This is a genomic window from Pseudomonas serbiensis (assembly GCF_030580745.1).
Taxonomy (GTDB): Bacteria; Pseudomonadota; Gammaproteobacteria; order Pseudomonadales; family Pseudomonadaceae; genus Aquipseudomonas; species Aquipseudomonas serbiensis.
The window spans coordinates 14,138-36,022 of record NZ_JAUQOO010000009.1; the positions used below are offsets into that span (position 1 = coordinate 14,138).

Here is a 21,885-nt window from a genome sequence, read left to right on the forward strand (position 1 = left end):
AACCATGAATCATTTTGAATACACACAGGCTTTCGTACCCCTTCCTTACAGAACCAGAACTGCAGGGCTGCTGTTCAAGTCCACAAATGACACAGCCGAACCAGACATAGATACATTCCTGAACTCGGCGCAAGCGCTTGGCGTGATGAATCAGCACGGCCGCGAAGGCTGGGAACTGGTGAGTGTTCAGCAGATCTTTCGTGGCCACGACCAGGTAGGGAACCAGAATGCTCAGAGCCTGGCGTATGTCTACACCTTGAGCATGGGCTTTTTGTTGTTCTTCAAACGCTCAATAGCGGCCGCACAACCGATGCTGTAAGCCATCTTGAAACCCTGTCAGACCTGATAAGGGTTTACTGCTGAATCCAGCCGCCCCTCTGGGCATGCTGTGGACATTGCCTCCACAGTACCCAGGGCCGTGAAGTGAACACGAATCTCCCCGCGAAGAAGAATACGTCCTCCCTGAGGTTGATCAGGCATCTGGTCGCCTCGGCTCTATGTAGCCTCCTGATCGCTGCTCCCGTGTATGCCGCCGGAACCGCTTCTGAACGGACGAACGTCGAAATCATGGTTCGCGAGCTCAACGCCCTGGAAGCAGTGGCACGCCGCAGTGCGGAGTTGCCAAGTGATGACGCTCAGCGCTATCGCTTCGACTACACGCGCCTGGCAGGCGATATCGCACGCATTCGCCAAGGCCTGCAGGACTACTTGTCCCCATCGCGGGCACAGCCGCGTGACGCGACCGATATCTCGGGCAGCTATAGCAGCGACAGTCACCCATGACGATGACATCTGATCAATCCAGTGCATTTCAGACTGCCGGAGGATTCTCGGTGGCTGAAAGCAGCACGCTCTGGATTGGGGTGGCAGTCGTGCTCCTGACGCTCTGGGGGGTATGGACCTTTCAAAGCATCTATCGAGGGTGGGCTACCCAGAAACTCGATAGAGCAGCAGCAACCGGTGGGGTCATCCGCTGGACTGTCCTGTTCATGATCATGACTTTCATGCTTCTACATTGATCCTCAAGGAGATGCACCCATGTTGTTCCGTACCCAGTCAATTACACCACTGGCATTACTCGCTGTGCTGCCAAGCCGTGGATTTGCCGCACTTCCCAGCGCACAAGCACCAACACGCGGAGCTGGCAACAGTTACATGCAAACATTCCAAAACTATGCATTTGACGGTTTCACACTTCTCGGTTTGATCCTCTGTGCTTTCGCTCTGGTCATGGTCGGACGTCACGCGCTTGGGGTTTATCACGAGATTCATGTCGGGAAAGCGAAATGGGCAGATCTGGGCGCTACGGCTGTAGTCGGAGTAAGTCTGATCGGCATCACGATTTACCTGGTGACCCAAGCGTCCACAATTCTCTAACAGGATTTCAGTGATGAGTGACCAGCAGGATCAGTTTGAAGACGGAACACTTCGCTTCCTCCCAAGCCGCCTTAATACACAACCCGTCGTCATCGGTGGACTCACTGCTGATGAAATGTGGATGACTATCTCGGGCTGTGCCGGCACTGGGTTCATCGTAGGCATACCGTTGGCATTTTTCACAACACCGGCAATGCCAGTAATTCTCGCATTGGCAGGTGGCACCGTGGGGCTGCTTGTGGCCGCACGGATACTTCGGCGCTGGAAGCGCGGTCGACCAGAAACCTGGCTGTACCGGCAGGCGCAATGGTTGATCGCGCAACACGGTCCAAGGGCCTTGAACGCCGGGAAGCTGGTCGTCAGGTCAGGAGCCTGGACAAGCAAACGCATGGTGCAACGATGAGCAGATTCTGGAAACAAACAGAGGCGCAGCGGGCTCATATTCTGAGCCTCCGCATTGCCTTAATTCTCATTGGCTTACTCTGCTTTTTGTTTGCTTACGGCTGGTGGTCGGCCCCAAGAGATCTGAATGTCCATGTGCCCCCAGACCTACGATCAGGTAGCACGAGGAAATGGTGGGACGTTCCTCCTGAGTCGGTATACACGTTCGGCTTTTACATTTTTCAGCAAATAAACCGCTGGCCCGTGGATGGTGAAGCAGATTACGAGCGCAACTTGTTTGCGCTCGCAAGCTACCTCACGCCCTCATGTGCAGCCTACCTGCAGAGAGATTTTGAAGTCCGGCGGAACAGCGGCGAGCTACGCAGACGAGTGCGTGGGGTATATGAGATCCCGGGCAGTGGGTATGGCGATGCTCCAACGCTACGTGTTGTTCAGCTGTCACTGAATGACTGGACGGTGAACCTGGACATCACTGCAGACGAATATTTGGGCGGAGAGCGCGTGAAGCGAGCATTAGCGCGCTACCCACTTCACATTATTCGCCAGGACTTTGACCCTGAAAAAAATCCCTTTGGGCTCGCATGGGATTGCTACAGCGGGACACCTCAGCGAATTGAAGCCCCCGATCTCCCAGGCATCCAGGGAGAGGCAAAATGACAAGGGCAATCCAGCTCACTCTCGCACTGATCACCAGCCTCTACTGCTCAATGTCCTCAGCGATTGAGATTATGCGTTGGGTACGTCTGCCGCTGCCCGTGCCATTGGTGGTGGACCAGGAACGAATAATTTTCATTGACCAGAATATCCGCGTTGGTCTGCCTCAGTCGCTGAAAGAGAAGCTGCGGGTGCAAAGTATTGCCGGCGCGATCTACTTGCTTGCAAAAGAGCCAATCGAGCCGACTCGCCTACAACTGCAGAATGCTGAGACTGGGGAGATCATTCTGGTTGATATCGCGGCACAGCCAGCCCAGAAGGATCAAGTTGCGTTGGAGCCGGTGAGGATAGTTCCAGGAGAGACTACCTCCACGCAATATGGAAGCAAAAGCATAGCGGCATCGAGCACCACAGAAAGAGACGCCGCTAACAACGAGGAGTCCGAAGAGGATGAGGCTCCGAAGAAACGTGAAACTCCCATACCGGTCGTGTTAACGAGATACGCAGCACAAATGCTGTATGCCCCTCTACGCACAGTAGAACCCGTGGAAGGCATCACCCAAGTCAAACTGGATCGCCGAACCGATTTATCCACTCTGCTCCCAACATTGCCCATTGAGGTTTCAGCGCTTGGGGCCTGGCGGCTGGAAGACTTTTGGGTGACTGCTGTGAAATTGCGCAACCAGACACAACAGCGCATCACACTGGACCCTCGGGAGCTGATCGGGGACTTCCTCACAGCGACCTTCATGCATCCGTACATTGGGGCCAGGGGCGATGCAACGGATACAACAACCATCTACCTCGTGACTCGAGGGCATAGCCTTAGCCAGGCAGTGATCCCAAGCATAGGTCAAGCAGATCCACGTGCGACCAAGAAGGGGCCAGCGAATGAAAGGTAATCCTCTTCTGAAATTTCTGGTCATCCCGGCTGTAATCCTTGCTGTGGTTATGGGCATCAAGCTTTTTGGTGGCCAACCAAAGCCCGAAGCAACACAGGGGGACCCCGTTGCCCCGAAACTCAGCACAGAACAGGCAAAGGCCTTGGGTGTTACAGGTGATACAGCAAGCGATACTTTACGCACCATGGCCGCTGAAGGCCGGGAACTCAAGCTTCAAATCGCCCAGGTAATCGCCGAGAACAAAACCCAAAAACAGGAAAATGACACACTCAAGAACAAGCTGAGTACGATTGATCAGACCGTCGAAGCGCGTTTAGAGGCAGCTCGAATCAAGCTTGAGCAGGAAACAACCAAAAAACAGCAAGGCCTTCAGGATCTGCTGAAAGACAAGCTCGACCAGCTGTCCAAGTTGGGCACCCCAAATGCAGTTGGGGGAAACAACGAAATGCCTATCGGGTTTGGTGTACAGTCTGGTGACGGCCAAGAGTTCAAGAATGCCCAGGACGACATCATATGGGTCGAGCCGCGTGACGCAAAGTCAGCGCCACCAGGCAGCACCGGTGCCGGACTGGGGACCGATGTCACATTCCCATCGTCATTTGGCAATGCGATAGAGAAAGGACAGAAAGCTCTCAGCGCCGGCACACAGCAAGCCAGCGCTGCAATCAGCCCCCAGCAAGAAGCCAAGAAAGTACGCCGTGTCTACACGCTTCCTCAGAACTCAACTTTGATGGGATCTGTGTCCATGTCAGCCCTCGTAGGCCGTGTCCCCGTCGATGGCACGGTCAACGACCCCTACCCGTTCAAGGTATTGATCGGCCCCGACAACCTGACTGCCAATGGCATCGACTTGCCTGACGTCGCCGGCGCTGTCGCATCCGGGACTGCATCGGGGGACTGGACCCTCTCGTGCGTGAGAGGGCAAGTCAAAAGCCTGACCTTCGTATTCACTGACGGCACGGTTAGAACACTACCCGCACCGGCAAAAGACGGACAGCAGAACAACAGCAACCAAAACCAGAACCAGACCTCAGGTGAAAATCAGCCTGTACAAGGTGGAATGGGCTGGATCAGCGATCCCTACGGTATCCCGTGCATCGCAGGTGAGCGCCGTAGCAATGCAGCGGAATACATCGGCTCCCAAGCACTGGTAACGGCCGCTGGAGCAGGTGCTGCATCGCTTATCAAATCAGATAGCACGAGCTCTTCATACGTATCGACCTCAAGCGGAACTCTGGGCACGACAGGTATCAGTGGTAACCAGGCCATGGGCCAAATCTTGAACCAAGGTGTCAGCGATATTTCAACCTGGGTGAACAAGCTCTACGGTCAGGCCTTTGCGGCCGTGTATGTGCAGCCCGGTGCAAAGGTCGCCCTGCATCTGGACCAGGAGCTCGCGATTGATTACGAAATCAAAGGCCGGAAGGTCAACTACGGCACAACTGGAGCACGTCATGCTGCCAACCTGGATTGATTCACGCATCACGATTATCAGTCTTCTACTGATCATGTCGGGCTGCTCGACCGATAAGGAAAAGCTTCTACCTCATGGGGAAAACACCATGATGGATGTCTGGGACAATGGCACGTCAGGTTCTGGCGGTAGCGCAAGCAATCGACAAATGCTCGATGCTCGCGCTCAATTGCGTCGCCCCGTGGATCCGCTTTCACAGTCGGTTATGCACGAGAGCAAAACCTACACGCGAACAGCGCAGAACGAGATTTACAGCCAATTCAAACGGCTTCCCAACCCAGATCTGGTTATGTACGTGTTCCCCCACTTGGCCGGGTCCGAGCCAGCACCAATTCCGGGCTATACAACCGTCTTCCCCTTCTACCAGCGCGTGCAATACGCGATGCCGGGTGAACGAGTGGAGGATTACTGATGGGACTCCTGGAAAGCTTGAAGCAACCGCAAACCTTTTCTTCTGAGTCAGTTCCAGAGTCTTCAAAGATCGCAGCAACCGAACCAATCGCGTCCCGGCAAGAGCCTGTCCAGGCCGACGCAAGACCCTTTGATGAAGGCATGGAGCGTTACCTTGCGCGCCTGGCTGAACAAGGCATACCCGCTCCTGGGCATTGGCAGAACAGTAATAGCAAACCGGCGACCGTCGCAAACGTTGCTGCGCTCTATGATGTGAACCCAAGCTTTGTGGATCTACTGCCCTGGGTAGAATATCTGCCCGATGAGCAAGCCATGCTGCTTGAAGATGGAAAGTCGCTGGCCGCATTTTTTGAAATCATCCCGATCGGCACAGAGGGCAGAGATCCCGAATGGCTGCGAAAAACCCGGGATGCACTTGAAAATGCCCTGCAGGACAGCTTCGATGAGCTTGATGAGTCGCCCTGGGTCGTTCAGTTCTATGCAAAAGACGAAACCAGTTGGGATGACTACTTGCAGCAACTGCAAGACTACATTCAGCCTCGGGCTCAAGGCACCGCGTTTTCAGAAATGTATCTGCAGTTGTTCAAACACCACCTGGCTGCGATATCCAAGCCCGGTGGGCTGTTTGAAGACACCAAAGTATCGCAACTACCATGGCGCGGCCAGCAACGCCGTGTCCGGATGGTCGTCTACCGACGCAGCACTGGTGCTGGAGACGGAAGCTTCCGAGGACAAACACCGTCGATGTATTTGCGCAACATCTGTGAGCGCCTGGTCGGGGGCTTGGCTAACGCCGGCATTAAGACCAAGCGTATGGATGGCCATGACATTCGTGACTGGCTTCTACACTGGTTCAACCCACATGCAGATCATCTCGGCACGACGCGCAAGGACATTGACCGCTTTTTCGAGCTGGTGAATGCGCGCCCAGACGTTCCAGAAGAAGATGAACTCCCGCTGGCCAGCGGGGGGGACTTCTCCCAGGGGCTGTTTTATCGGGAGCCACGATCCAATGCAGAGAAAGGCTTGTGGTACTTCGACGGGCTACCACACAGAGTTGTTGTGCTCGACAGGCTTCGAGAGTCACCGAAAACAGGTCACTTGACCGGTGAAACACGTAAAGGTGGCGATGCTCTACATGCGCTTTTCGACAAGCTGCCCGAAGACACCGTGCTCAACATCACTCTGGTCATTACGCCACAAGACGTGCTTGAGGCCCACCTCGAAAAACTCGCCCGTAAATCAGTGGGTGACAATCAGGCGTCGGCCCTGACCAGAGAAGCCGTGGATGACGCCCGAAAACTGATCGGACGCAAGCACAAGCTCTACCGCGGCAGCGTTGCGTTCTATATGAGCGGCCGGGACGAGGAAGAGCTCAATAAACGCAGTATGGAGCTGAGCAACGCCTTGCTTGGGGCCGGTATGGAACCGGTTTCGCCCAGCGACGAAGTCGCGCCGCTCAATAGCTATCTGCGCTGGCTGCCGGCCAATTTTGATGTGAACCAGAAACACGCTCTGGACTGGTACGCGCAGATGATGCTCGCCCAGCACGTCGCCAATCTGTCGCCAGTCTGGGGGCGCTCCAGCGGCACAGGGCATCCAGGGTTGACGCTGTTCAATCGCGGTGGGGCTCCACTGACCGTAGACCCTCTCAACAAGCTCGACAGGCAGATGAATGCCCACATGTTCATCTTCGGCCCAACCGGTGCCGGCAAGTCAGCCACACTCAATAATCTGATCAATCAATTGATCGCCATTTACCGACCGAGGCTTTTTATTGTTGAGGCTGGGAACAGCTTTGGCCTGCTCGGTGACTTTGCTCGCAAACTTGGTCTTACAGTTAACCGCCTCAAGCTGGCACCGGGCTCAGGGGTGAGCCTTGCGCCATTCGCTGATGCAATTCGCCTGGTTGAAAGCCCTGACAAGGTCAAAACACTGGATGCTGATGACATTGAGGTTTCAGACGAACATACGGCTGATGCAGCGGATGAAGAAGGTGAACGTGATGTCCTGGGCGAAATGGAGATTGTCGCCAGGCTGATGATCACGGGTGGAGAAGAGAAAGAAGATGCTCGACTCACCCGCGCCGACCGGAGTGCCATTCGACATTGCATTCTTGCAGCGGCTCGGACCTGTGCTGCTGCAAGACGCACGGTCCTGACCCAAGATGTCCGTGATGCATTAGCTGAAGCAGGAAAGAATGATTCGATCCCGGAAAAGCGCCGTGAACGCATGCTTGAAATGGCTGAAGCCATGGATATGTTCTGCATGGGGGCCGACGGGGAGATGTTCAACCGTGAGGGCACTCCATGGCCCGAGGCAGATGTGACCATTGTCGATCTGGCCACCTATGCGCGTGAAGGCTACAACGCCCAGCTCTCTATCGCATACATCTCCCTGATCAATACGGTCAACAACATCGCAGAGCGTGACCAGTTCAAGGGGCGGCCTATCGTCAACATTACTGACGAAGGACACATTGTTACCAAGAACCCACTGCTCTCCCCCTACATCATCAAGATCACAAAGATGTGGCGAAAACTGGGAGCCTGGTTCTGGCTCGCCACTCAAAACATCGATGACTTACCACCTGCAGCAGCTCCGATGCTCAACATGATCGAATGGTGGATTTGCCTGAACATGCCACCAGATGAAGTAGAGAAAATCGCCAAGTTCCGTGAGCTTACGCCGGCACAGAAATCATTGATGCTCTCTGCACGCAAAGAAAGCGGCAAGTTCACCGAGGGCGTCATTCTCTCAAAGTCCATGGAAGTGTTGTTCCGGGCGGTACCGCCGAGCCTCTACCTGGCGTTGGCCATGACTGAGCCTGAAGAAAAGAAACATCGCTACGACTTGATGCAATCGCTTGGAGTTGACGAACTCGGTGCCGCATTAGCTGTAGCAGAAGATCTTGATCGAAAACGCGGGATTGAACCGCCAAAATTATCGTTTCCGGAGAACCAGGCATGAGAGCCATGGACGCACTGACCCAAAGCCTTATCGATCATCTCACTCAACTATTGCATTCGCCCCAGGAAGACTCACTGGCAACACTGCAGATCTGCGCACCAGTGCTGATCGAAAATCTGAGAGTTGTGAAAGACAGTGCAGTTGATCGGCGGGAAATCGTTCAGCAATTGCGAAAGGCGGTAGACAAATGGCTGGCACAGCATCCACAACCGGATACCGCTCAGCAGGATCTGCTTGTGGTACTGGAGCGTGAACTACTCGGAAAGTCGGCATCATGAGGTATCTGAAGCTGATCGCGGTAGCTTGGCTTGCGATTTTGGCAGTTGCATTTCTCGTTATGGAACGTTTTGTGGATGCTCCCCAGGTTGAGGGGCCATGGATTTATGGCTCTAGCCATGCTCGCTTCACACTCACCGAATATGCAGATCTGGAATGTCCCTACTGCAGAGAGTACTTCCCTCTCCTCAAAAGCTGGATAGATCGGAACCCCGAGGCAAACCTGAAGTGGCACCACCTGCCGCTATCGATCCATGAACCAGCAGCGAGCAAGAATGCTCAACTGGTGGAGTGCATCGGAGCGAGAAACGGGAACAACGACTTCTGGAAGACAGTGGAACTGGTTTACCAGCAAACACGTGGGAATGGTGCTGGTCTTGCGGGAAAACTGAATGTATCAAGGCCAGATGAGCAGCGACTATTGGGCGCTGTGGAGCAATGCATGACCTTCAATGAACAAGCTGCAGAACGGGTTAGAGAGCAGGCTCAGCAGGCTGCTGTTCTTGGGATCAATACGACCCCAACGATTGTTATCACCGACAATAAAACCGGACGTTCGGTCAAACTCTCAGGACAAGCTGATGACAATGCGCTGTTGTCTGCAGTAGATTGGCTTGCAAGCCAGTAGACCTTCGGTACGGGTGGACACCACGGCGGTGTCCCTCTCCGGCCTTGGCCCCAGTTTTGGGGACTTATTCCCTCATATCATCATCCGCCTCATCACGAGGTCTTTTTTGCGCAGGTGCCTCCACAATATAAACCACATCATCCCAGAGCGTTTCGCACATATAGTTAACCCCATATGGATCATCGCTCTTTTTTTGCGCGAGCGCCTTCTCGACATTAAGTCTAACCGTAGCAAGCAGCTCCTCCATACGGTACTTTGTAGGTATTCTATCCTTACTTCCCTTACCCTGAGCAACCATATACCAGGTCATAGTTGCTTTTTTACCGCTATCTTTGTCCGCCTTGAATAAATGATCATCATATTTGACCGCCTCTGGTTTCAAAGGCCAAGCATCAACAACAACCCACTTGCTCGGATCATCCTTCCCGTCGCCTAATAATTTAGTAGTTTTAATGGGACCAATAATACAGAACGCATGTCCCATAACAGAATCAGACTCAACGCCAACCCAAGCTGAAAAATACTCTGGGCTTAAATATTGCCGGCACAGCACATAAGCAATTGCACCTAAATGATCGCAAACACCTGCTCCAGTTGCATCAACGACTTCAAGAACCCGCCGAGGCCGAGACGAAGGTAGATTTTTTCCCAAACCAATATATTTCATGCCCTTATCTGGATCTACACGCCCTAAAGCACGATTATCCCGATACTCCTTGGTCCATTTAGACTTTAGTTCTTTCTCCCACGCCTTTCCGTGCTCAGCGAGAGCATAATCAGTTTGTGCAGACGTCAACTTTATAGTTTTAGCAGCTTTACCACTCGCTATAAAATTATTACCGGCCCCCACTGATCGTAACTGTAAGACCTGTGCAATTACAGCATTCCCAACCAATAACATATGCCAGATATCGGCAGACACCACAACATCCCTGGGCATAAAAGCTCCTTCTTTAGGTTTACTCAGAAAACTCAAAAGGCAAAAACAGACGAGGAACAGCCAAGATTCGTCTCTCTCTTACTGCTCGAAAAGGCTGGTCGGCATGTTTGGCGAGTTCTCGAAGTCGATGCTTACATCGGGAAGTTTTTTCAGGTCTGAGACGTTGGCCAGCTCGCTTACAACCTCCCTTGCATCGCCGTTCGCGGCTACCCACAAACCGTCTCGCTCCAGCCAAGCGCTGGCTGGAGCGTTATTTTCCTTGAAGCGGCACGCCCCCCAGCGCTTACCGTTGATTTCCTCGATTTTGCATTTCACGTATCGACCTGTCCTATCGCTAACGCGCTCGAGCGCATACACGTCTTTGTTCAGCATGTCGTATGTGAATAGCGCCGCCAGGACAACGGCTACTGAGACGCAGATTATCTTGTGCTTGGCTTTCATACTGCGCGGAGCTCCTTTTGGTTTTGGTTAAATTGCTCAGCATAGCAAAAAGCCAGCCTATTAACTGAAACCCACTATTACCTGGTAATGGTTTCTGGCTGACGTACTGATCCTTATAACGTCTTCTGTAGCTGAATCCCCTATCAGGTACAGCCTTATGGCACTCCCATCTCTGCCCTGGCCACGTCAATCAGCTTGTGGCCCGTGCTTCCTAATGCTTATAGCCTCAATGGCACCGATGCTGGCATTTGCCGATATCTGGGTCATCACCGACTCCCATCACCCAATTCAAACACGCCCGGGTGCCAGGGTGATCCTCCTCGATGACACACAGCGCCTGCAGGAAAAACTTTCAGACGGGCTTCCGGCTGATCCTCAGCAGGCTATGGCCATCGTCAAACAACGTATGCAATCCAAGGATGGCCAGCGACTGCAGAAAGAGCTCGTCGATGCGCAACAAGGCGTAGCTGACAGTTGGTCGCTCGGTATCACAAAACTGCCGGCAGTCGTTGTCGATCGCAAGTACGTTATCTACGGTGAACCGGATGTCGACGCGGCCGAACGACGAATTGCCCGGTACCGGGAGAGCAATCAATGACTACGCTCCCGAAACGCAAGCTGCGGCTACGGGTACTGGCTCTCACACTGGCGACTTCCATGCCAGCATTCGCAGCCGTGAATACAGCCACCATTGTCGCTTCGACGCTTTCACCTGAATGCCTGGAATACAAGGTGGTCGGCATCTGCTACTGGCTTCTGTGCACACCCTTTGGCTGCAAAGTGAAAACCTCAGCAAAGGTCCGCCATTTTGTACCCGACGCCGTTGTGTCGAGCTATTCCAATACCGGTGAGACCCCCTGGATCGAAGTTGCACCAATGAGCGCCTCTACAACCTTCGCACAGTCAGGAGGGGATGGAACCACAAACCACAACAATGAAAACAACATGGCCAAATTCAAAAATGCTGACGTGATCGGCCATCCAGGTGGTGCAACCTTCAGCCAGTTTGCAAGTGGGTCCGGATATGTCTGCAAAGGCGCAGCGACCCCCTTGATGCCCTACATGCTCAGCACGCTCGACACCATCGCCTGGCGATACGGAGTACCTGAATCTGTCTATCCGGAAGCCCTCATACCAGGGCACAGGGAAATCGGCAGCATGGCCAGCGCCAACCTCTGGGGCAGCGTCTACCCACGAAACGGTTTCCTGCATCAAAGCGACGACTACAAGGCCGGTGCCGTTGTCGCTCAGCGGGCTGGCGATGTGGTGACCCGCTCCGGGCAGCTCCATGTTTACCAGTCATTGCTTGCACAACCGGAAGACGGTTACTGGCCGGCGGGTGAGCTGGTTGAAGGCGATGCATCGACCGGCAAGTGGCAAGAACTCACTCCGACCCTCAGCCAAAGCTGTGCGGTGTTCCCAAATGATTCCCCCCGTGTCCAAGCCCAAGACGCTGGCTATGCATGGGCACTGTGGCGGCCGTATTCATGCTGCAAGCGCGAAGGCCAAACATTTATCGGCAGCACGGATTTCCAATGATGAATATCAGGAGCTCAACCATGCATCGCGTACTTGCAACAACCTTGTTTGGCATGCTGCTCAGTACTGCAGCATCTGCTGCGGACACAGCAATCAACGCTTCCACGTCAGGCAGCGTCATTGGGGATGATGTGCTGTACAGCGTCGGCGGGGGCAATGCCGTGACCATGGGCAGTGCCGGCAATATGGATAGCATCGAGATCGGCGGTGGCTGGAACAGTAATCTCATCTGCGGAAACATGAGCCTCAATAACACACTGCAAAACCAGCTAAACGGTGCCAGTCAGGGGTTTCAAACCATCATGGGCTCGATGCTGACGAACGCAACAGCCGCCGTTTCATCACTGCCCGGACTGATCCTGCAGCGCTCCAACCCTGCCCTCTACAACTTGCTCACCAACGGCATCCTGCAGGGACGTCTGGACTTTGATCGGTCCAAAGCAACATGCAGGGCAATCGCAGACAAGATGGTCGACGTCGCGGGTGGGCAAGTCGGCTGGAACAAGATTGCGGAAGGCCAGGCAATGACTGAAGCCGTCGCAAATAACACCGATGCTGTAACAGCTATCTCCAACGTAGAGAAGAAAAACGGCAATGACGGCATCACCTGGGTAGGTGGCAACAAGGCCGGTGGCTCTGGCCAGCAACCGATCAAGGTCGTGGGTGATGTGACAAAAGCGGGCTACAACTTGCTGAATGGCAGAAAACCTACCGACACGTCATCGATCAGCGCATCGAGCTGTGGTAACGGCATGGTATGTGGAACCTGGGCCTCGCCGCAGGCTGCAACAAGCTTTGCAAATCGTGTGATAGGGGAACAGCAGCAGCAAACCTGCGAAAGCTGCACAAAGACCACATCCAGTGCCGGCACCGGGTTAACACCGGTTATCCAGGAGACCTATGACACCAAACTGAAAGCGCTGAATGAGCTCATATCCGGCAGCAAGTCATTGACCGCTGAAAATCTTGCGTTGGCCAGCAGTGATTCATTGCCGGTCACCCGGGGCGTTGTAGAGGCTTTGCGCACTGAACATGACCAAGACGTGCTTGCGAAAAGGCTTGCGTCCGAAGTCGCACTTTCCGACGTGCTCGGTAAAGCGTTGCTGCTCCAGCGAACACTGATTACTGGCAGCAAAGAGCCGAACGTAGCGGCAAACAGTGTGGCTACACAGGCAATCAGCGAGGCAAACAACGGCCTGCAACAGGAGATCAACAATCTGAAGACAGAGCTGGAACTTCGCCGCAGCCTGGCAAGCAACTCTCCAACGCAGATCATCGAGCGTGCAAGCATACGCCGTGAGGGATCAAAAGCGGTTTACCAGGGCGATCCTGTACAAAATCGCCTTGACCGGCTTCAGAACTCTGGCTCAGGGCAATGACCATGGTGACCTTCAAGTCAACAACGCAACTTGTGCGCAGATCCGTGGTGGCCACGTGGTCTTTCTCATGGCCGTTTCTGATGGCCCTGGTGCTGGCCATCACCCTCATTTGGGTTGTGAAAGCGGTATTCGGAGACTTTGAAAAGCTCAAGGCCTGGCAGGAAAGTCATTACGGTTACCTGCTGGCCTGGCGCTTACTGATTTACGTACTTATCGGCTTCGGCTGGCTCAGGCTGTGCTCTCGTCTCATGAAGGCCTCTGACGGAGAACAAGCACGTCCACCGATCCGGCGCTGTGAAGTTATGGCCATCGCCATGGTGCTCATGTTTGAAATCAGCCACTCGGGATTACTGGGGAGCTCGTCATGACATTGCACACCAACGATTACCTTGAGTATTACCTGACCCTGGTTGGCTGGATCATCAACAGTGGCATCTGGGAGATAATTTCGGGCACAGGACTCTTCGCTATTCCTTTCGCCGCAATCGTCGTCCAGGAGTGGCTGAAGGCTCGTGGCGAAGGTGCTGACGAGGGCAACAAAGGTGTGCTGGCACTTGCCCGGGTTGAGAACCGACTCTACGTGGCCATTTTCGTGATTTTTCTGGGCTGCATGCCTTTAGCGACTGTGAGCTTTGACACCTTGTCATTCGACAGAACACGATCGTCTCAATGCCAGTACTCAGTGCCTCAGCCCTCTGAGACGGGTTGGAATACGTCCTTCAGCACCTTGAACGGCAAAAGCGCCACAGTGCCGGTCTGGTGGCTGCTGGTTCATTCCCTTTCAAAAGCGGTGACCGCTGCCTCAATCGTATCGATCCCTTGCGGTGTAGATCTGCAACAGGTCCGCATGGAAGTAAACAGCAACCGCATCAACAACCCGCTCCTCGCCCAGGAGGTTTCTGATTTCACAAGCGACTGCTACGGCCGGGCAAGAGCAAAGCTGTTCATGACCCAACCACAACTCAGTGAAGAGCAATTGAACGATGTGAACTGGATCGGCTCAACGTTCTTCCTCAACACGTCGGGGTACTACAGCGATGGGTTCTCAGGCTTCCGGTCACATACGCCCAGGACGGCATGGCCGTATGACACAACCAGGGATGCAGGCCTGGCTCAGACAACGGGCGGCGGCGGTTACCCGACTTGTACGCAGTGGTGGAGTGACTTGAGCATAGGTCTGCGCGCTCGGTTGCTTGAACAGGTGGATCCGGATCTGCTGACCAAAATCGCTGCATGGGCAAAGTTCATGACGCAAAACCAGGTCAACGACGCGATCATCAGAGACCTGGTGTCGCCTCGCAAGCAATTGCTGACTCAGGGTCAAGTCTATGGAGACTACGGTGGCCAAGTCGATGGTTCAGTTGCGAATGGAATCACACGGGTTGCTGCAACAGTTGGCCAAGCCGTTGGGTCACTTGCGATGTACCCAGCGATAGATAGCGTCAGGCAGGCCCTGCCAATGGTCATGGCTTTTTTGAAGATGGCTCTGATCATCTCGATTCCCTTCGTGCTGACCATCGGCACGTTCGACCTGAAGGTGGCAATGACGATCACGTTCGCGCAATTCGCATTGATCTTCGTCGACTTCTGGTTCCAGCTCGCACGCTGGGTGGACAGCACGATCCTGGATGCACTCTACGGTAATGGCATAGGGAGTAACGTACCGCACAGCAACTTCGATCCCGTATTCGGTGCGATTAACACCCAAGGAGACCTACTGTTGGACTTTGTGATGGGTACGATGTTCATCATCCTGCCAAGCTTTTGGGTTCTCGCCTTAGGATGGACCGGAATGAAGTTCGGAAGTTTGGTAAACGGTCTGACTACGGGTACAAGCTCTGCACAAGATGCAGGTGGAAAAGGATCACAAGCGATAATATCTGCAGTAGCGTCTAAAGGAAAATAACAAAATAAAAAGGTACCAGGCATACCTAATGCTTGGTACTTCTTTAGTCTACACGCTGACCACGTATATAAGTCCCGAACCCTTCCAAACCTTCACGCAACTCAGGTTTTCCGTTAGTTGAGTAAAAATCATTGTCCCGTGCCATCGCCTCATTCAATACATCTTCAGCAGACACATGATTTGCAACACCAATCAAAACCGCCATAAAAACCACGACTGGAACAACATAAAGTGCTCCCCAGAGTGCAAGGACGGCCGCGCCTAAACGAGCCGCCCACTTCAAAGCGGTAACTACCACTGCTGGCATACCAGCCTTGGACACACCAGCCCATAGAGCACGCTCCATACGCAACATGCCAGCGGCACCGCGACCCAGCGTTTGCCCGAGGCGCATTGCGAAGCTACCTTGCTTGGTTGTATTGGTAGTCATGGTCACCTCCTTTGACACCGACAAGATGTCGTTCTGATGTTATTTATAAACCCAACTCATGAAACTTTCAACTCACTTTACACTTCCAGACACATAACCGACGAGATGCACAATTTAATTTATGCCTCACCCAATTAACCAATCCTCAACAACTATATCTGGAACATAACTGAATGCTTTATCACTCGTAACCACAACAGCACCGACACTTACGCCATGAGCAGCAATAAGCAGATCCAGTGTGCCCGGTGTTTTACCATTAGATTCTGCCTCAGCACGAATGCGGCCATACGTTTCAGCAACATCACTGTCCCAGGGTAGTACATCAACGCGCTTCAGGAACTCGGTAACCAGGCCTTTAAGTTTGAGCGCTTGCGGACGCCTAGCCAGCCCATACTTCAATTCTGCCTCAGTAATTGCAGAGATACATACTGCTGACATCGGCACTTGCTGAACACGGTTGATGACGTTGGGATGTCCTCTCAAGAGCTGGCTCACGGTATTGGTGTCCAAGAGATATTGACTCACTCCTCGATCCCCGCCAGAGGATCACGAGCACCTGCCTCAGCATGATATCGCTCATCCCCACCCAGGAAGTCATCAGGCACCTCAGTGTCTTGCACCAGGCTCAAGAAGCCCTCCCAGGACTCAGGCTTGCTTGAAAGGATCACGTCACCGGTTAGCGGGTCACGACGGATGAACACCTCGTTGGAGTCGAACCTGAACGATGCCGGCAGACGTACAGCCTGGCTCCGGCCATTCAGGAAAACCTTGGCAGTTTGGCTCATATCTCATGCTCCCTCGGAAAGGTATATACCAAAGTTTATACCATCCCCAACTGGTTGAGTAGCCACCCCGATCCACCCCACGCTAAAAGGGACAAATGGCTCAAGCAAAGGGGTTGGAAGGGTTTGAATGGAATGGGGGTTCAAGGGTAAGTGCCTTACCAGAAAGGGGCCTGCGGCTGCCAAAGGGGATAGAGCGGCGAAGCCCTAAAGCGCTCAATCATTCAGATACGATCGAACTGACAAACATCAGGCCCAAAGCAGACTCACTGGCTATCAAAGAATTTAACCACGCAACAGATTCATACTTTCCGACGACGACAACTGAGAGCTGACCACAGTAGGAATTTATTCGGTAACAGACACCCCCGCAACCTAAAGCTACTATCGGTTTACCAACGAGCAAAGCTCGCTTGAAAATTCGTTTACCTGACGTAACACAAAGACCAAACCCTTCTAACTGATCGGAAGTGTCAACATCAGAAAAGCGCGCATGTTTTTTTTACATTAGCGACCTTGGTAATTATTCGCAAATTATGTTCGACATGTAGGCCACAGACATTTTTTGCCTGAATCGGAACGATGTGATCCACTTCATGCTTAACACCAGTTTCCAAAGTAAGCCTACGAGCCTCCTTGTAAAAAGCACGGATAGCTTTTTTATTGCGCCATTGAGGGCTTGCGAGACTGAGTGCAGACGAACGTTTTGCATGGCCCCATTGGAGTACTTCGAGACGGCGATCAACACGTAACTGAGCGTCTGGATCACCGGCAGCAGCCTTAGCTATGTCATCTATTTCAAACTGCCGCATAGCTAATGAGCCTCATATATTCTTGAAAACAGTAAAACATTAGAAATATTGATAAAGCAGACCAAAATCATTCACTTGACTTCAAACAGTAAAACCCAATAACGAAAGCATAGTCGACGTATTGAAAAATTAGTATACTTTCAACGTAAAGAATCCGACACCCACAGTTACCCAAGATAATGATTTTGGTAGCCATCTCAGTTATAATCGTCTTGCACCACAGTCTCGATATATAGCGAAGCGAACCATCTAAAAGGAATGAGTAGAAATGCTAAGTCTGATTACAAAGCTATTTCAAAAAATCACCGACAAAAAAACAAAACCGACTGAAATCGAAAAGTTCATGTCGGATCATGCAATGACATTTCACGGGTACGGCGGCCTTAATATCAACCGGCTAGTTGTTCACGAGTTTGGGTATCTCATCAGATACCTCACGGATAAAAAACTGGATTCGTTCCGTGACTTCAGAGCTATTTCAAAAAGCGCCTTAGCGATTAACCAAGAAATTAATGCCGAGCTATCGAAGGAAATACTCCGAGAGTCTGAAGCCCTCGGCGTGTCTCGTGAGACTGCCGTTGGAAACATGCAGAGGCTTCAGGGCATAATCAACACAATAGCTCAGTATACGGCTCTCTGCGACAGACTAAATGTTGATTTGTATGCTGCAAGAGACTTGCAAGGTAAAGCATGACTATCTAAAAACTTCAAGGGCACCTGCTTTTGTGATGCCCTTGAAAAACACGCCTTTCCGCCTGAATGATTACCGAATCAAAGACAAATTCTTCTTATCCGGCAGGCAAAAAGAAGCCCGCACCGTGGGCTTCTTGGAGTTTCAGGGCAAACCTCAGGGCAACTTTGCGATCACCAGCTTTTGAGCCTCCACCGCCTGGCGCGCGTGATAAACCGCGTCACGCAGTCTCCGGCCTTCTTCTTCGTGCATCTGGTCTTGGCGCATGCTGCCGTCGCTGCGATGGTAGTCATAATCCTGCCAGTCTGCTAGGTCCTTTTCGGCTGCTGCCAGGATCTGCTCCAACTCCAGCAGACGAGCGATCGCTGCTTTTTTCTCGGGTGAATCGGACATAACGACTCCTTGGCTGCGCGTCTGCGCATAGGTATTCCACTTCAGGCCAGGCTCTCACGCCTGGACACGGTATATATACCCCTGACCTTCAGGTGTAAAGCGTAAGAGTCACTCTACAGACACAGGGGCCTGTGCTGGAGCTGTAGCAGATGCCTGCTCCACAATCCCCAGCTCGGCGTAGTAGTTGACCAGTTAAGTCCTGCTGCTCTTGCTCGTATTACTAGGAAATATCCTAAATCGATTCAATTTCACGTGATTTGCGCTCGAAATTATGGCGAATGTCTTCTATGGCCATGTCGGTAATATGGTCAGATAGCTCTTCTGCCAGCAGGTCTGCATATGCCATTTCGTCGTATACCGAACCGGAAACCCAAACGGCTCCGTACTCACTGGCAAGCGCGTTCACTTCGGCTAGGAATTTTTTGCGAGCGACTTCATCATCAGGCAACATGAAAACTTGTGTCGTGATCTTGTTCGCGCTCATGTGGTAACTCCTTGATCCGTGATTCAGTTAGTGATGTAGCAGGCCTGCATCAACTTTCCGCAAAGTGTTACGCAAACCACCAACCCAGCAGCTCGGAAGGAAACCCGGGAGATTCCGAACCATATGTACTGAGGTTACTGAGGTAGTCTGACCGATTAGCTTTGTTTGAAAACAGCAGCGCAACTCGATTTCCAGTCCTATACAACCCGCGATTGCAGCCACCTATTTCAGCCCCGATATCGAAGCCGTAATGTTGCAATTGGTGCTCGCATACGGCGTCTCTAGCGAAGCTGATTTGGCCTTTCGTAGATATCACAACATAAAAACTAAGAGCTGCTGCATGATCGGTCATTGAAGAGCCTTAGCTCTTTTCAACTGATCGGTGAGCTGCGTGGGCAAGTTTTTGATTACAAGCGTACCCGCATCCTCGTCGTACTCAATCTTGTCACTGAGCAGGTGAGCTTCAAAGCTGATCGACAGTCCCTCAGCGCGGCCAGTAAAACGGCGGAACTGGTTCAGGGTGCGCTTGTCTGCCGGGATCTCCGGCGACAGGCCGTAATCCTTGTTGCGGATGTGATCGTAGAACGCACGCGGGCGGTCTTCGTCGATCAGCTCGGACAGCTCTTCCAGGCCCATGGGCTCGCCCAGTTTGCTCTGGCTGCTGGCGTAATCCACCAGGGTCTTGGTTTTCTCCCGTGCCGACTCTTCCGGCAGGTCTTCACTTTCCACGAAGTCGCTGAACGCCTTGAGCAGAGTGCGGGTCTCGCCGGGGCCGTCCACGCCTTCCTGGCAGCCGATGAAGTCGCGGAAGTACTCCGAGACTTTCTTGCCGTTCTTGCCCTTGATGAAAGAGATGTACTGCTTGGACTGCTTGTTGTTCTGCCATTCCGAGATGTTGATCCGGGCAGCCAGGTGCAACTGGCCCAGATCCAGATGGCGTGATGGTGTCACGTCCAATTCGTCATTCACCGCCACGCCTTCGCTGTGGTGCAGCAGGGCGATGGCCAGGTAATCGGTCATGCCTTGCTGGTAGTGCGCAAACAGCACATGACCGCCCACCGACAGGTTGGATTCTTCCATCAGCTTTTGCAGATGTTCCACCGACACACGAGAGAACGCCGTGAAGTCGTTTGCGCCGTCCAGGTATTCCTTCAGCCAGCCGCTGAAAGGGTGCGCGCCGGATTCGGCATGGAACAGTCCCCAGGCCTTGCCCTGTTTGGCGTTATAGCTCTCGTTGAGGTCCGCGAGCATGTTCTCGATGGCCTGGGACTCGGCGAGTTCGGTATCGCGAGCATGGAGAACAGCGGGCGTACCGTCGGGTTTCTTGTCGATCAGGTGGACGATGCAATGACGAATCGGCATTTGGCATTACTCATGAATGTGGCTTGTGGAGTCGATCATGCCCAACGATGCTCCAAGCAGTCCCTTACAAACCCTTCCCCAATCGAAAATGGTTAGCTACTGACTGACCCAGCCGCCTTAGGGAATGCTCTTTCCTTTCTCACAGGAGAGTAAGTATGCCCACACCCAACGGCAGCTCTGTACCAGATGAAGTGAAGATTCTTTGCAAGATTGGCCCCAGCACACGCACTATTCTTCCTGAGATCGAACAATGGGCTGATGCGGTCGCAAACAACGTGAGAACAAGCACCACTGGAACTGTCACAGCGTTGATCTGGCCCTACAGACAAGGCATGACCGAATACCTCTCAGTTGATATCAATGGCGCAACTGGCTCTTGGAGCCTGACCATCACAACTGGTTTGCCTCACGACTTCGGCACATCAGACCTCCAAGCTCCGGATATGACTGAGGCGTTGGCAATGACTTTAGTTTTACTGAGCAAGATTAGAGCTGAAGTGAATTTTCTAGTATGACAAACACTTCAACCATTAGCTTACAGGCCAGGACAACCCGTAGCCCTCGGCATTCCCGGAATGACAGGCCGGGCTTACACACTCGAATCGGATTTTTCTTGACCTTTAAAATAAAGAGTGCAATATAGATAAAAACTGAAGGTGCATTAATGAACAAAATCATATACAACTTTCAGCACTCGCTTAACGGCCTATTTAGAGAGTATATTCTGGGTTTGGCGACCCATGACATTGGCATACAACTTCTTCAGAAAGACCGTAGCGCATCAATTTCAATAAAGCTCTCTGGTGACTCCCAATCAGAGCCGATTTATGCCTCTGAACTTTTCGACAAACGAATAGCCGTTCGCAACGCAGTTTCCGAGCTTTTTCAAGCAAAGGCTGTGGCGGTATGGGCTGACCTGCTTCAGGACATATATCGCGCCCTTGTAAATGAACACGTTACAGGCGTAAGAAAGCATCACTTACCGAAGAGCAAAAGCTTTGCATATGACTTCTCCTCTACAGAAACCGCTGAAGCTCAAGTAGTAAGAAATGCTGTGAATGGGTTTAGCTTTCTACCTTATAAGGAGAAGTATAAAATCATTTGCAAATTACTAAAATTGCAAGCGATGACTTCCCAAGCAGATTTTATACATAAGCATGTAGAGATTAGAAATGCATTTCAACATCATGGAGGTAAGATTCACAGTGGGGGCCTAGACGCGCTAAACCTCTCAAGCATAACCATTCTTGATGACGATAGCCGCCCCTATATGATTAGACTTGGGGATGAAATCCACCTTTCATCTATTGAGATTGACATTCTTAAGTCAAATCTTTTTGTACTCACCAGTTTTATGGAGAAAAGCTTTGAAAAGAATTAAACTCGAAGTTATTCCAAGCCCAAAAAACGGAACCGCATCAGTTATAGCCGCCAAACCTTCCTTTATAAAAATCAACCCTTATGTTTGCATTAAAAGCTATGATTTCGATGGTTCAGATTATCTTTGTGGCGCTTGCGGTGTTATCTTAGCAGAAAGTACTAACCGCGGCCGCATTTCTAATTTAGTTATCAAATGTTCAAGTTGTGGATGTCATAATTCAGTAAGAGGTAGCTGAATCAGCTAATACT

At 52.3% G+C, this 21,885-nt stretch carries 30 protein-coding genes; 21 read left to right on the forward strand and 9 right to left on the reverse strand.

Annotation, left to right across the window (positions count from 1 at the left end; all coding sequences use genetic code 11):
- The first annotated feature begins 4 nt into the window (after window positions 1-4).
- From Q6A51_RS13180 to Q6A51_RS13235, 12 genes are all read left to right on the forward strand, one after another.
- Window positions 5-319 (forward strand): DUF4177 domain-containing protein, encoded by a 315-nt coding sequence (locus Q6A51_RS13180; protein WP_198728785.1) that lies wholly within the window; start codon window positions 5-7, stop codon window positions 317-319.
- Between the two features lie 104 nt (window positions 320-423).
- Window positions 424-783 (forward strand): integrative conjugative element protein, RAQPRD family, encoded by a 360-nt coding sequence (locus Q6A51_RS13185; protein ID WP_304574976.1) that lies wholly within the window; start codon window positions 424-426, stop codon window positions 781-783.
- 2 nt (window positions 784-785) lie between these two features.
- Window positions 786-1,019 carry a TIGR03758 family integrating conjugative element protein gene (locus Q6A51_RS13190; protein WP_232924711.1) on the forward strand — a complete coding sequence of 78 codons (234 nt, stop codon included), beginning with the start codon at window positions 786-788 and terminating at the stop codon, window positions 1,017-1,019.
- 19 nt (window positions 1,020-1,038) lie between these two features.
- Window positions 1,039-1,377, forward strand: coding sequence for a TIGR03745 family integrating conjugative element membrane protein (locus Q6A51_RS13195; RefSeq protein WP_304574977.1), 339 nt, complete (start codon window positions 1,039-1,041; stop codon window positions 1,375-1,377).
- A 13-nt stretch (window positions 1,378-1,390) separates the two neighbouring features.
- A complete protein-coding gene (locus Q6A51_RS13200) occupies window positions 1,391-1,780 on the forward strand; it encodes a TIGR03750 family conjugal transfer protein (RefSeq protein ID WP_221618924.1) in 390 nt (129 codons plus the stop codon).
- Entirely contained in the window at window positions 1,777-2,436 is a 660-nt protein-coding gene (locus Q6A51_RS13205; RefSeq protein ID WP_304574978.1) for a PFL_4703 family integrating conjugative element protein, read from the forward strand. Before Q6A51_RS13200 ends, Q6A51_RS13205 begins: the two co-directional genes overlap by 4 nt.
- Window positions 2,433-3,335 (forward strand): TIGR03749 family integrating conjugative element protein, encoded by a 903-nt coding sequence (locus Q6A51_RS13210; RefSeq protein WP_304574979.1) that lies wholly within the window; start codon window positions 2,433-2,435, stop codon window positions 3,333-3,335. Before Q6A51_RS13205 ends, Q6A51_RS13210 begins: the two co-directional genes overlap by 4 nt.
- Window positions 3,325-4,809, forward strand: a complete 1,485-nt coding sequence (locus Q6A51_RS13215; protein ID WP_304574980.1) for a TIGR03752 family integrating conjugative element protein — start codon at window positions 3,325-3,327, stop codon at window positions 4,807-4,809. The genes Q6A51_RS13210 and Q6A51_RS13215 overlap by 11 nt, the downstream gene beginning before the upstream one ends.
- Entirely contained in the window at window positions 4,790-5,221 is a 432-nt protein-coding gene (locus Q6A51_RS13220) for a TIGR03751 family conjugal transfer lipoprotein (RefSeq protein ID WP_304574981.1), read from the forward strand. Before Q6A51_RS13215 ends, Q6A51_RS13220 begins: the two co-directional genes overlap by 20 nt.
- A gap of 140 nt (window positions 5,222-5,361) precedes the next feature.
- Window positions 5,362-8,190 (forward strand): conjugative transfer ATPase, encoded by a 2,829-nt coding sequence (locus Q6A51_RS13225; RefSeq protein ID WP_405046149.1) that lies wholly within the window; start codon window positions 5,362-5,364, stop codon window positions 8,188-8,190.
- Window positions 8,187-8,468 carry a hypothetical protein gene (locus tag Q6A51_RS13230; protein WP_304574983.1) on the forward strand — a complete coding sequence of 94 codons (282 nt, stop codon included), beginning with the start codon at window positions 8,187-8,189 and terminating at the stop codon, window positions 8,466-8,468. Before Q6A51_RS13225 ends, Q6A51_RS13230 begins: the two co-directional genes overlap by 4 nt.
- Window positions 8,465-9,094 carry a DsbA family protein gene (locus tag Q6A51_RS13235; RefSeq protein ID WP_304574984.1) on the forward strand — a complete coding sequence of 210 codons (630 nt, stop codon included), beginning with the start codon at window positions 8,465-8,467 and terminating at the stop codon, window positions 9,092-9,094. The genes Q6A51_RS13230 and Q6A51_RS13235 overlap by 4 nt, the downstream gene beginning before the upstream one ends.
- 64 nt (window positions 9,095-9,158) lie before the next feature.
- Here the strand turns inward: Q6A51_RS13235 and Q6A51_RS13240 are convergent, their stop codons facing one another.
- The gene (locus tag Q6A51_RS13240; RefSeq protein ID WP_304574985.1) at window positions 9,159-10,034 is read right to left on the reverse strand and encodes a hypothetical protein; all 876 of its coding nucleotides are present in this window, start codon (window positions 10,032-10,034) and stop codon (window positions 9,159-9,161) included.
- 78 nt (window positions 10,035-10,112) lie between these two features.
- The gene (locus Q6A51_RS13245; RefSeq protein WP_304574986.1) at window positions 10,113-10,475 is read right to left on the reverse strand and encodes a hypothetical protein; all 363 of its coding nucleotides are present in this window, start codon (window positions 10,473-10,475) and stop codon (window positions 10,113-10,115) included.
- Between the two features lie 229 nt (window positions 10,476-10,704).
- On the opposite strand from Q6A51_RS13245, the gene Q6A51_RS13250 reads away from it, so the two are divergent.
- From Q6A51_RS13250 to Q6A51_RS13270, 5 genes are read left to right on the forward strand one after another with little or no spacing between them, the layout of a single operon-like run.
- The gene (locus Q6A51_RS13250) at window positions 10,705-11,073 is read left to right on the forward strand and encodes a TIGR03757 family integrating conjugative element protein (protein ID WP_304574987.1); all 369 of its coding nucleotides are present in this window, start codon (window positions 10,705-10,707) and stop codon (window positions 11,071-11,073) included.
- Complete coding sequence (locus Q6A51_RS13255) at window positions 11,070-12,014, forward strand: TIGR03756 family integrating conjugative element protein (protein ID WP_405046146.1); 945 nt, start codon at window positions 11,070-11,072, stop codon at window positions 12,012-12,014. The genes Q6A51_RS13250 and Q6A51_RS13255 overlap by 4 nt, the downstream gene beginning before the upstream one ends.
- Window positions 12,011-13,393, forward strand: a complete 1,383-nt coding sequence (locus Q6A51_RS13260; protein WP_405046147.1) for an integrating conjugative element protein — start codon at window positions 12,011-12,013, stop codon at window positions 13,391-13,393. Before Q6A51_RS13255 ends, Q6A51_RS13260 begins: the two co-directional genes overlap by 4 nt.
- Entirely contained in the window at window positions 13,390-13,761 is a 372-nt protein-coding gene (locus Q6A51_RS13265; RefSeq protein ID WP_198729272.1) for a hypothetical protein, read from the forward strand. Before Q6A51_RS13260 ends, Q6A51_RS13265 begins: the two co-directional genes overlap by 4 nt.
- Window positions 13,758-15,299: a conjugal transfer protein TraG N-terminal domain-containing protein gene (locus tag Q6A51_RS13270; protein ID WP_304574988.1), complete on the forward strand. Its 1,542-nt coding sequence runs from the start codon at window positions 13,758-13,760 to the stop codon at window positions 15,297-15,299. The genes Q6A51_RS13265 and Q6A51_RS13270 overlap by 4 nt, the downstream gene beginning before the upstream one ends.
- A gap of 43 nt (window positions 15,300-15,342) precedes the next feature.
- Here the strand turns inward: Q6A51_RS13270 and Q6A51_RS13275 are convergent, their stop codons facing one another.
- The 4 genes from Q6A51_RS13275 to Q6A51_RS13290 form a co-directional block, all read right to left on the reverse strand.
- The gene (locus Q6A51_RS13275) at window positions 15,343-15,729 is read right to left on the reverse strand and encodes a DUF3742 family protein (protein ID WP_304574989.1); all 387 of its coding nucleotides are present in this window, start codon (window positions 15,727-15,729) and stop codon (window positions 15,343-15,345) included.
- Window positions 15,730-15,855: 126 nt separating this feature from the next.
- A complete protein-coding gene (locus Q6A51_RS13280) occupies window positions 15,856-16,242 on the reverse strand; it encodes a type II toxin-antitoxin system VapC family toxin (protein ID WP_260410029.1) in 387 nt (128 codons plus the stop codon).
- A gap of 11 nt (window positions 16,243-16,253) precedes the next feature.
- Window positions 16,254-16,517 (reverse strand): antitoxin, encoded by a 264-nt coding sequence (locus Q6A51_RS13285; RefSeq protein ID WP_304574990.1) that lies wholly within the window; start codon window positions 16,515-16,517, stop codon window positions 16,254-16,256.
- A gap of 476 nt (window positions 16,518-16,993) precedes the next feature.
- On the reverse strand, window positions 16,994-17,326 hold the full coding sequence (locus Q6A51_RS13290) for a hypothetical protein (RefSeq protein WP_304574991.1): 333 nt from the start codon (window positions 17,324-17,326) through the stop codon (window positions 16,994-16,996).
- A gap of 268 nt (window positions 17,327-17,594) precedes the next feature.
- Between Q6A51_RS13290 and Q6A51_RS13295 the strand changes: the two genes are divergently transcribed.
- A complete protein-coding gene (locus Q6A51_RS13295; protein ID WP_304574992.1) occupies window positions 17,595-18,020 on the forward strand; it encodes a hypothetical protein in 426 nt (141 codons plus the stop codon).
- A gap of 153 nt (window positions 18,021-18,173) precedes the next feature.
- Here the strand turns inward: Q6A51_RS13295 and Q6A51_RS13300 are convergent, their stop codons facing one another.
- The 3 genes from Q6A51_RS13300 to yejK all read right to left on the reverse strand — a co-directional run bounded on the left by Q6A51_RS13300 (window position 18,174) and on the right by yejK (window position 20,256).
- On the reverse strand, window positions 18,174-18,410 hold the full coding sequence (locus Q6A51_RS13300; protein WP_304574993.1) for a hypothetical protein: 237 nt from the start codon (window positions 18,408-18,410) through the stop codon (window positions 18,174-18,176).
- 232 nt (window positions 18,411-18,642) lie between these two features.
- Window positions 18,643-18,894, reverse strand: coding sequence for a hypothetical protein (locus Q6A51_RS13305; protein ID WP_304574994.1), 252 nt, complete (start codon window positions 18,892-18,894; stop codon window positions 18,643-18,645).
- A gap of 348 nt (window positions 18,895-19,242) precedes the next feature.
- Window positions 19,243-20,256 carry a nucleoid-associated protein YejK gene (gene yejK, locus Q6A51_RS13310; protein WP_304574995.1) on the reverse strand — a complete coding sequence of 338 codons (1,014 nt, stop codon included), beginning with the start codon at window positions 20,254-20,256 and terminating at the stop codon, window positions 19,243-19,245.
- A gap of 155 nt (window positions 20,257-20,411) precedes the next feature.
- Here yejK and Q6A51_RS13315 point away from each other — a divergent pair, with 155 nt between their 5' ends.
- The 3 genes from Q6A51_RS13315 to Q6A51_RS13325 all read left to right on the forward strand — a co-directional run bounded on the left by Q6A51_RS13315 (window position 20,412) and on the right by Q6A51_RS13325 (window position 21,872).
- Window positions 20,412-20,771, forward strand: a complete 360-nt coding sequence (locus Q6A51_RS13315) for a hypothetical protein (protein WP_304574996.1) — start codon at window positions 20,412-20,414, stop codon at window positions 20,769-20,771.
- 149 nt (window positions 20,772-20,920) lie between these two features.
- On the forward strand, window positions 20,921-21,637 hold the full coding sequence (locus Q6A51_RS13320; protein WP_304574997.1) for a hypothetical protein: 717 nt from the start codon (window positions 20,921-20,923) through the stop codon (window positions 21,635-21,637).
- Window positions 21,624-21,872, forward strand: a complete 249-nt coding sequence (locus Q6A51_RS13325) for a hypothetical protein (RefSeq protein WP_304574998.1) — start codon at window positions 21,624-21,626, stop codon at window positions 21,870-21,872. Before Q6A51_RS13320 ends, Q6A51_RS13325 begins: the two co-directional genes overlap by 14 nt.
- Window positions 21,873-21,885: the final 13 nt, after the last annotated feature.

What these genes read in the sequence shown, in the direction of transcription:
- Q6A51_RS13180 (WP_198728785.1), top strand. Translation starts at nt 5, where the DNA reads ATGAATCATTTTGAATACACACAGGCTTTCGTACCCCTTCCTTACAGA.
- Q6A51_RS13190 (WP_232924711.1), top strand. Translation starts at nt 786, where the DNA reads ATGACATCTGATCAATCCAGTGCATTTCAGACTGCCGGAGGATTCTCG.
- Q6A51_RS13195 (WP_304574977.1), top strand. Translation starts at nt 1,039, where the DNA reads ATGTTGTTCCGTACCCAGTCAATTACACCACTGGCATTACTCGCTGTG.
- Q6A51_RS13200 (WP_221618924.1), top strand. Translation starts at nt 1,391, where the DNA reads ATGAGTGACCAGCAGGATCAGTTTGAAGACGGAACACTTCGCTTCCTC.
- Q6A51_RS13205 (WP_304574978.1), top strand. Translation starts at nt 1,777, where the DNA reads ATGAGCAGATTCTGGAAACAAACAGAGGCGCAGCGGGCTCATATTCTG.
- Q6A51_RS13210 (WP_304574979.1), top strand. Translation starts at nt 2,433, where the DNA reads ATGACAAGGGCAATCCAGCTCACTCTCGCACTGATCACCAGCCTCTAC.
- Q6A51_RS13215 (WP_304574980.1), top strand. Translation starts at nt 3,325, where the DNA reads ATGAAAGGTAATCCTCTTCTGAAATTTCTGGTCATCCCGGCTGTAATC.
- Q6A51_RS13220 (WP_304574981.1), top strand. Translation starts at nt 4,790, where the DNA reads ATGCTGCCAACCTGGATTGATTCACGCATCACGATTATCAGTCTTCTA.
- Q6A51_RS13225 (WP_405046149.1), top strand. Translation starts at nt 5,362, where the DNA reads ATGGAGCGTTACCTTGCGCGCCTGGCTGAACAAGGCATACCCGCTCCT.
- Q6A51_RS13230 (WP_304574983.1), top strand. Translation starts at nt 8,187, where the DNA reads ATGAGAGCCATGGACGCACTGACCCAAAGCCTTATCGATCATCTCACT.
- Q6A51_RS13235 (WP_304574984.1), top strand. Translation starts at nt 8,465, where the DNA reads ATGAGGTATCTGAAGCTGATCGCGGTAGCTTGGCTTGCGATTTTGGCA.
- Q6A51_RS13240 (WP_304574985.1), bottom strand. Translation starts at nt 10,034, where the DNA reads ATGCCCAGGGATGTTGTGGTGTCTGCCGATATCTGGCATATGTTATTG.
- Q6A51_RS13245 (WP_304574986.1), bottom strand. Translation starts at nt 10,475, where the DNA reads ATGAAAGCCAAGCACAAGATAATCTGCGTCTCAGTAGCCGTTGTCCTG.
- Q6A51_RS13250 (WP_304574987.1), top strand. Translation starts at nt 10,705, where the DNA reads ATGGCACCGATGCTGGCATTTGCCGATATCTGGGTCATCACCGACTCC.
- Q6A51_RS13255 (WP_405046146.1), top strand. Translation starts at nt 11,070, where the DNA reads ATGACTACGCTCCCGAAACGCAAGCTGCGGCTACGGGTACTGGCTCTC.
- Q6A51_RS13260 (WP_405046147.1), top strand. Translation starts at nt 12,011, where the DNA reads ATGATGAATATCAGGAGCTCAACCATGCATCGCGTACTTGCAACAACC.
- Q6A51_RS13265 (WP_198729272.1), top strand. Translation starts at nt 13,390, where the DNA reads ATGACCATGGTGACCTTCAAGTCAACAACGCAACTTGTGCGCAGATCC.
- Q6A51_RS13270 (WP_304574988.1), top strand. Translation starts at nt 13,758, where the DNA reads ATGACATTGCACACCAACGATTACCTTGAGTATTACCTGACCCTGGTT.
- Q6A51_RS13275 (WP_304574989.1), bottom strand. Translation starts at nt 15,729, where the DNA reads ATGACTACCAATACAACCAAGCAAGGTAGCTTCGCAATGCGCCTCGGG.
- Q6A51_RS13285 (WP_304574990.1), bottom strand. Translation starts at nt 16,517, where the DNA reads ATGAGCCAAACTGCCAAGGTTTTCCTGAATGGCCGGAGCCAGGCTGTA.
- Q6A51_RS13290 (WP_304574991.1), bottom strand. Translation starts at nt 17,326, where the DNA reads ATGCGGCAGTTTGAAATAGATGACATAGCTAAGGCTGCTGCCGGTGAT.
- Q6A51_RS13295 (WP_304574992.1), top strand. Translation starts at nt 17,595, where the DNA reads ATGCTAAGTCTGATTACAAAGCTATTTCAAAAAATCACCGACAAAAAA.
- Q6A51_RS13300 (WP_304574993.1), bottom strand. Translation starts at nt 18,410, where the DNA reads ATGTCCGATTCACCCGAGAAAAAAGCAGCGATCGCTCGTCTGCTGGAG.
- Q6A51_RS13305 (WP_304574994.1), bottom strand. Translation starts at nt 18,894, where the DNA reads ATGAGCGCGAACAAGATCACGACACAAGTTTTCATGTTGCCTGATGAT.
- yejK (WP_304574995.1), bottom strand. Translation starts at nt 20,256, where the DNA reads ATGCCGATTCGTCATTGCATCGTCCACCTGATCGACAAGAAACCCGAC.
- Q6A51_RS13315 (WP_304574996.1), top strand. Translation starts at nt 20,412, where the DNA reads ATGCCCACACCCAACGGCAGCTCTGTACCAGATGAAGTGAAGATTCTT.
- Q6A51_RS13320 (WP_304574997.1), top strand. Translation starts at nt 20,921, where the DNA reads ATGAACAAAATCATATACAACTTTCAGCACTCGCTTAACGGCCTATTT.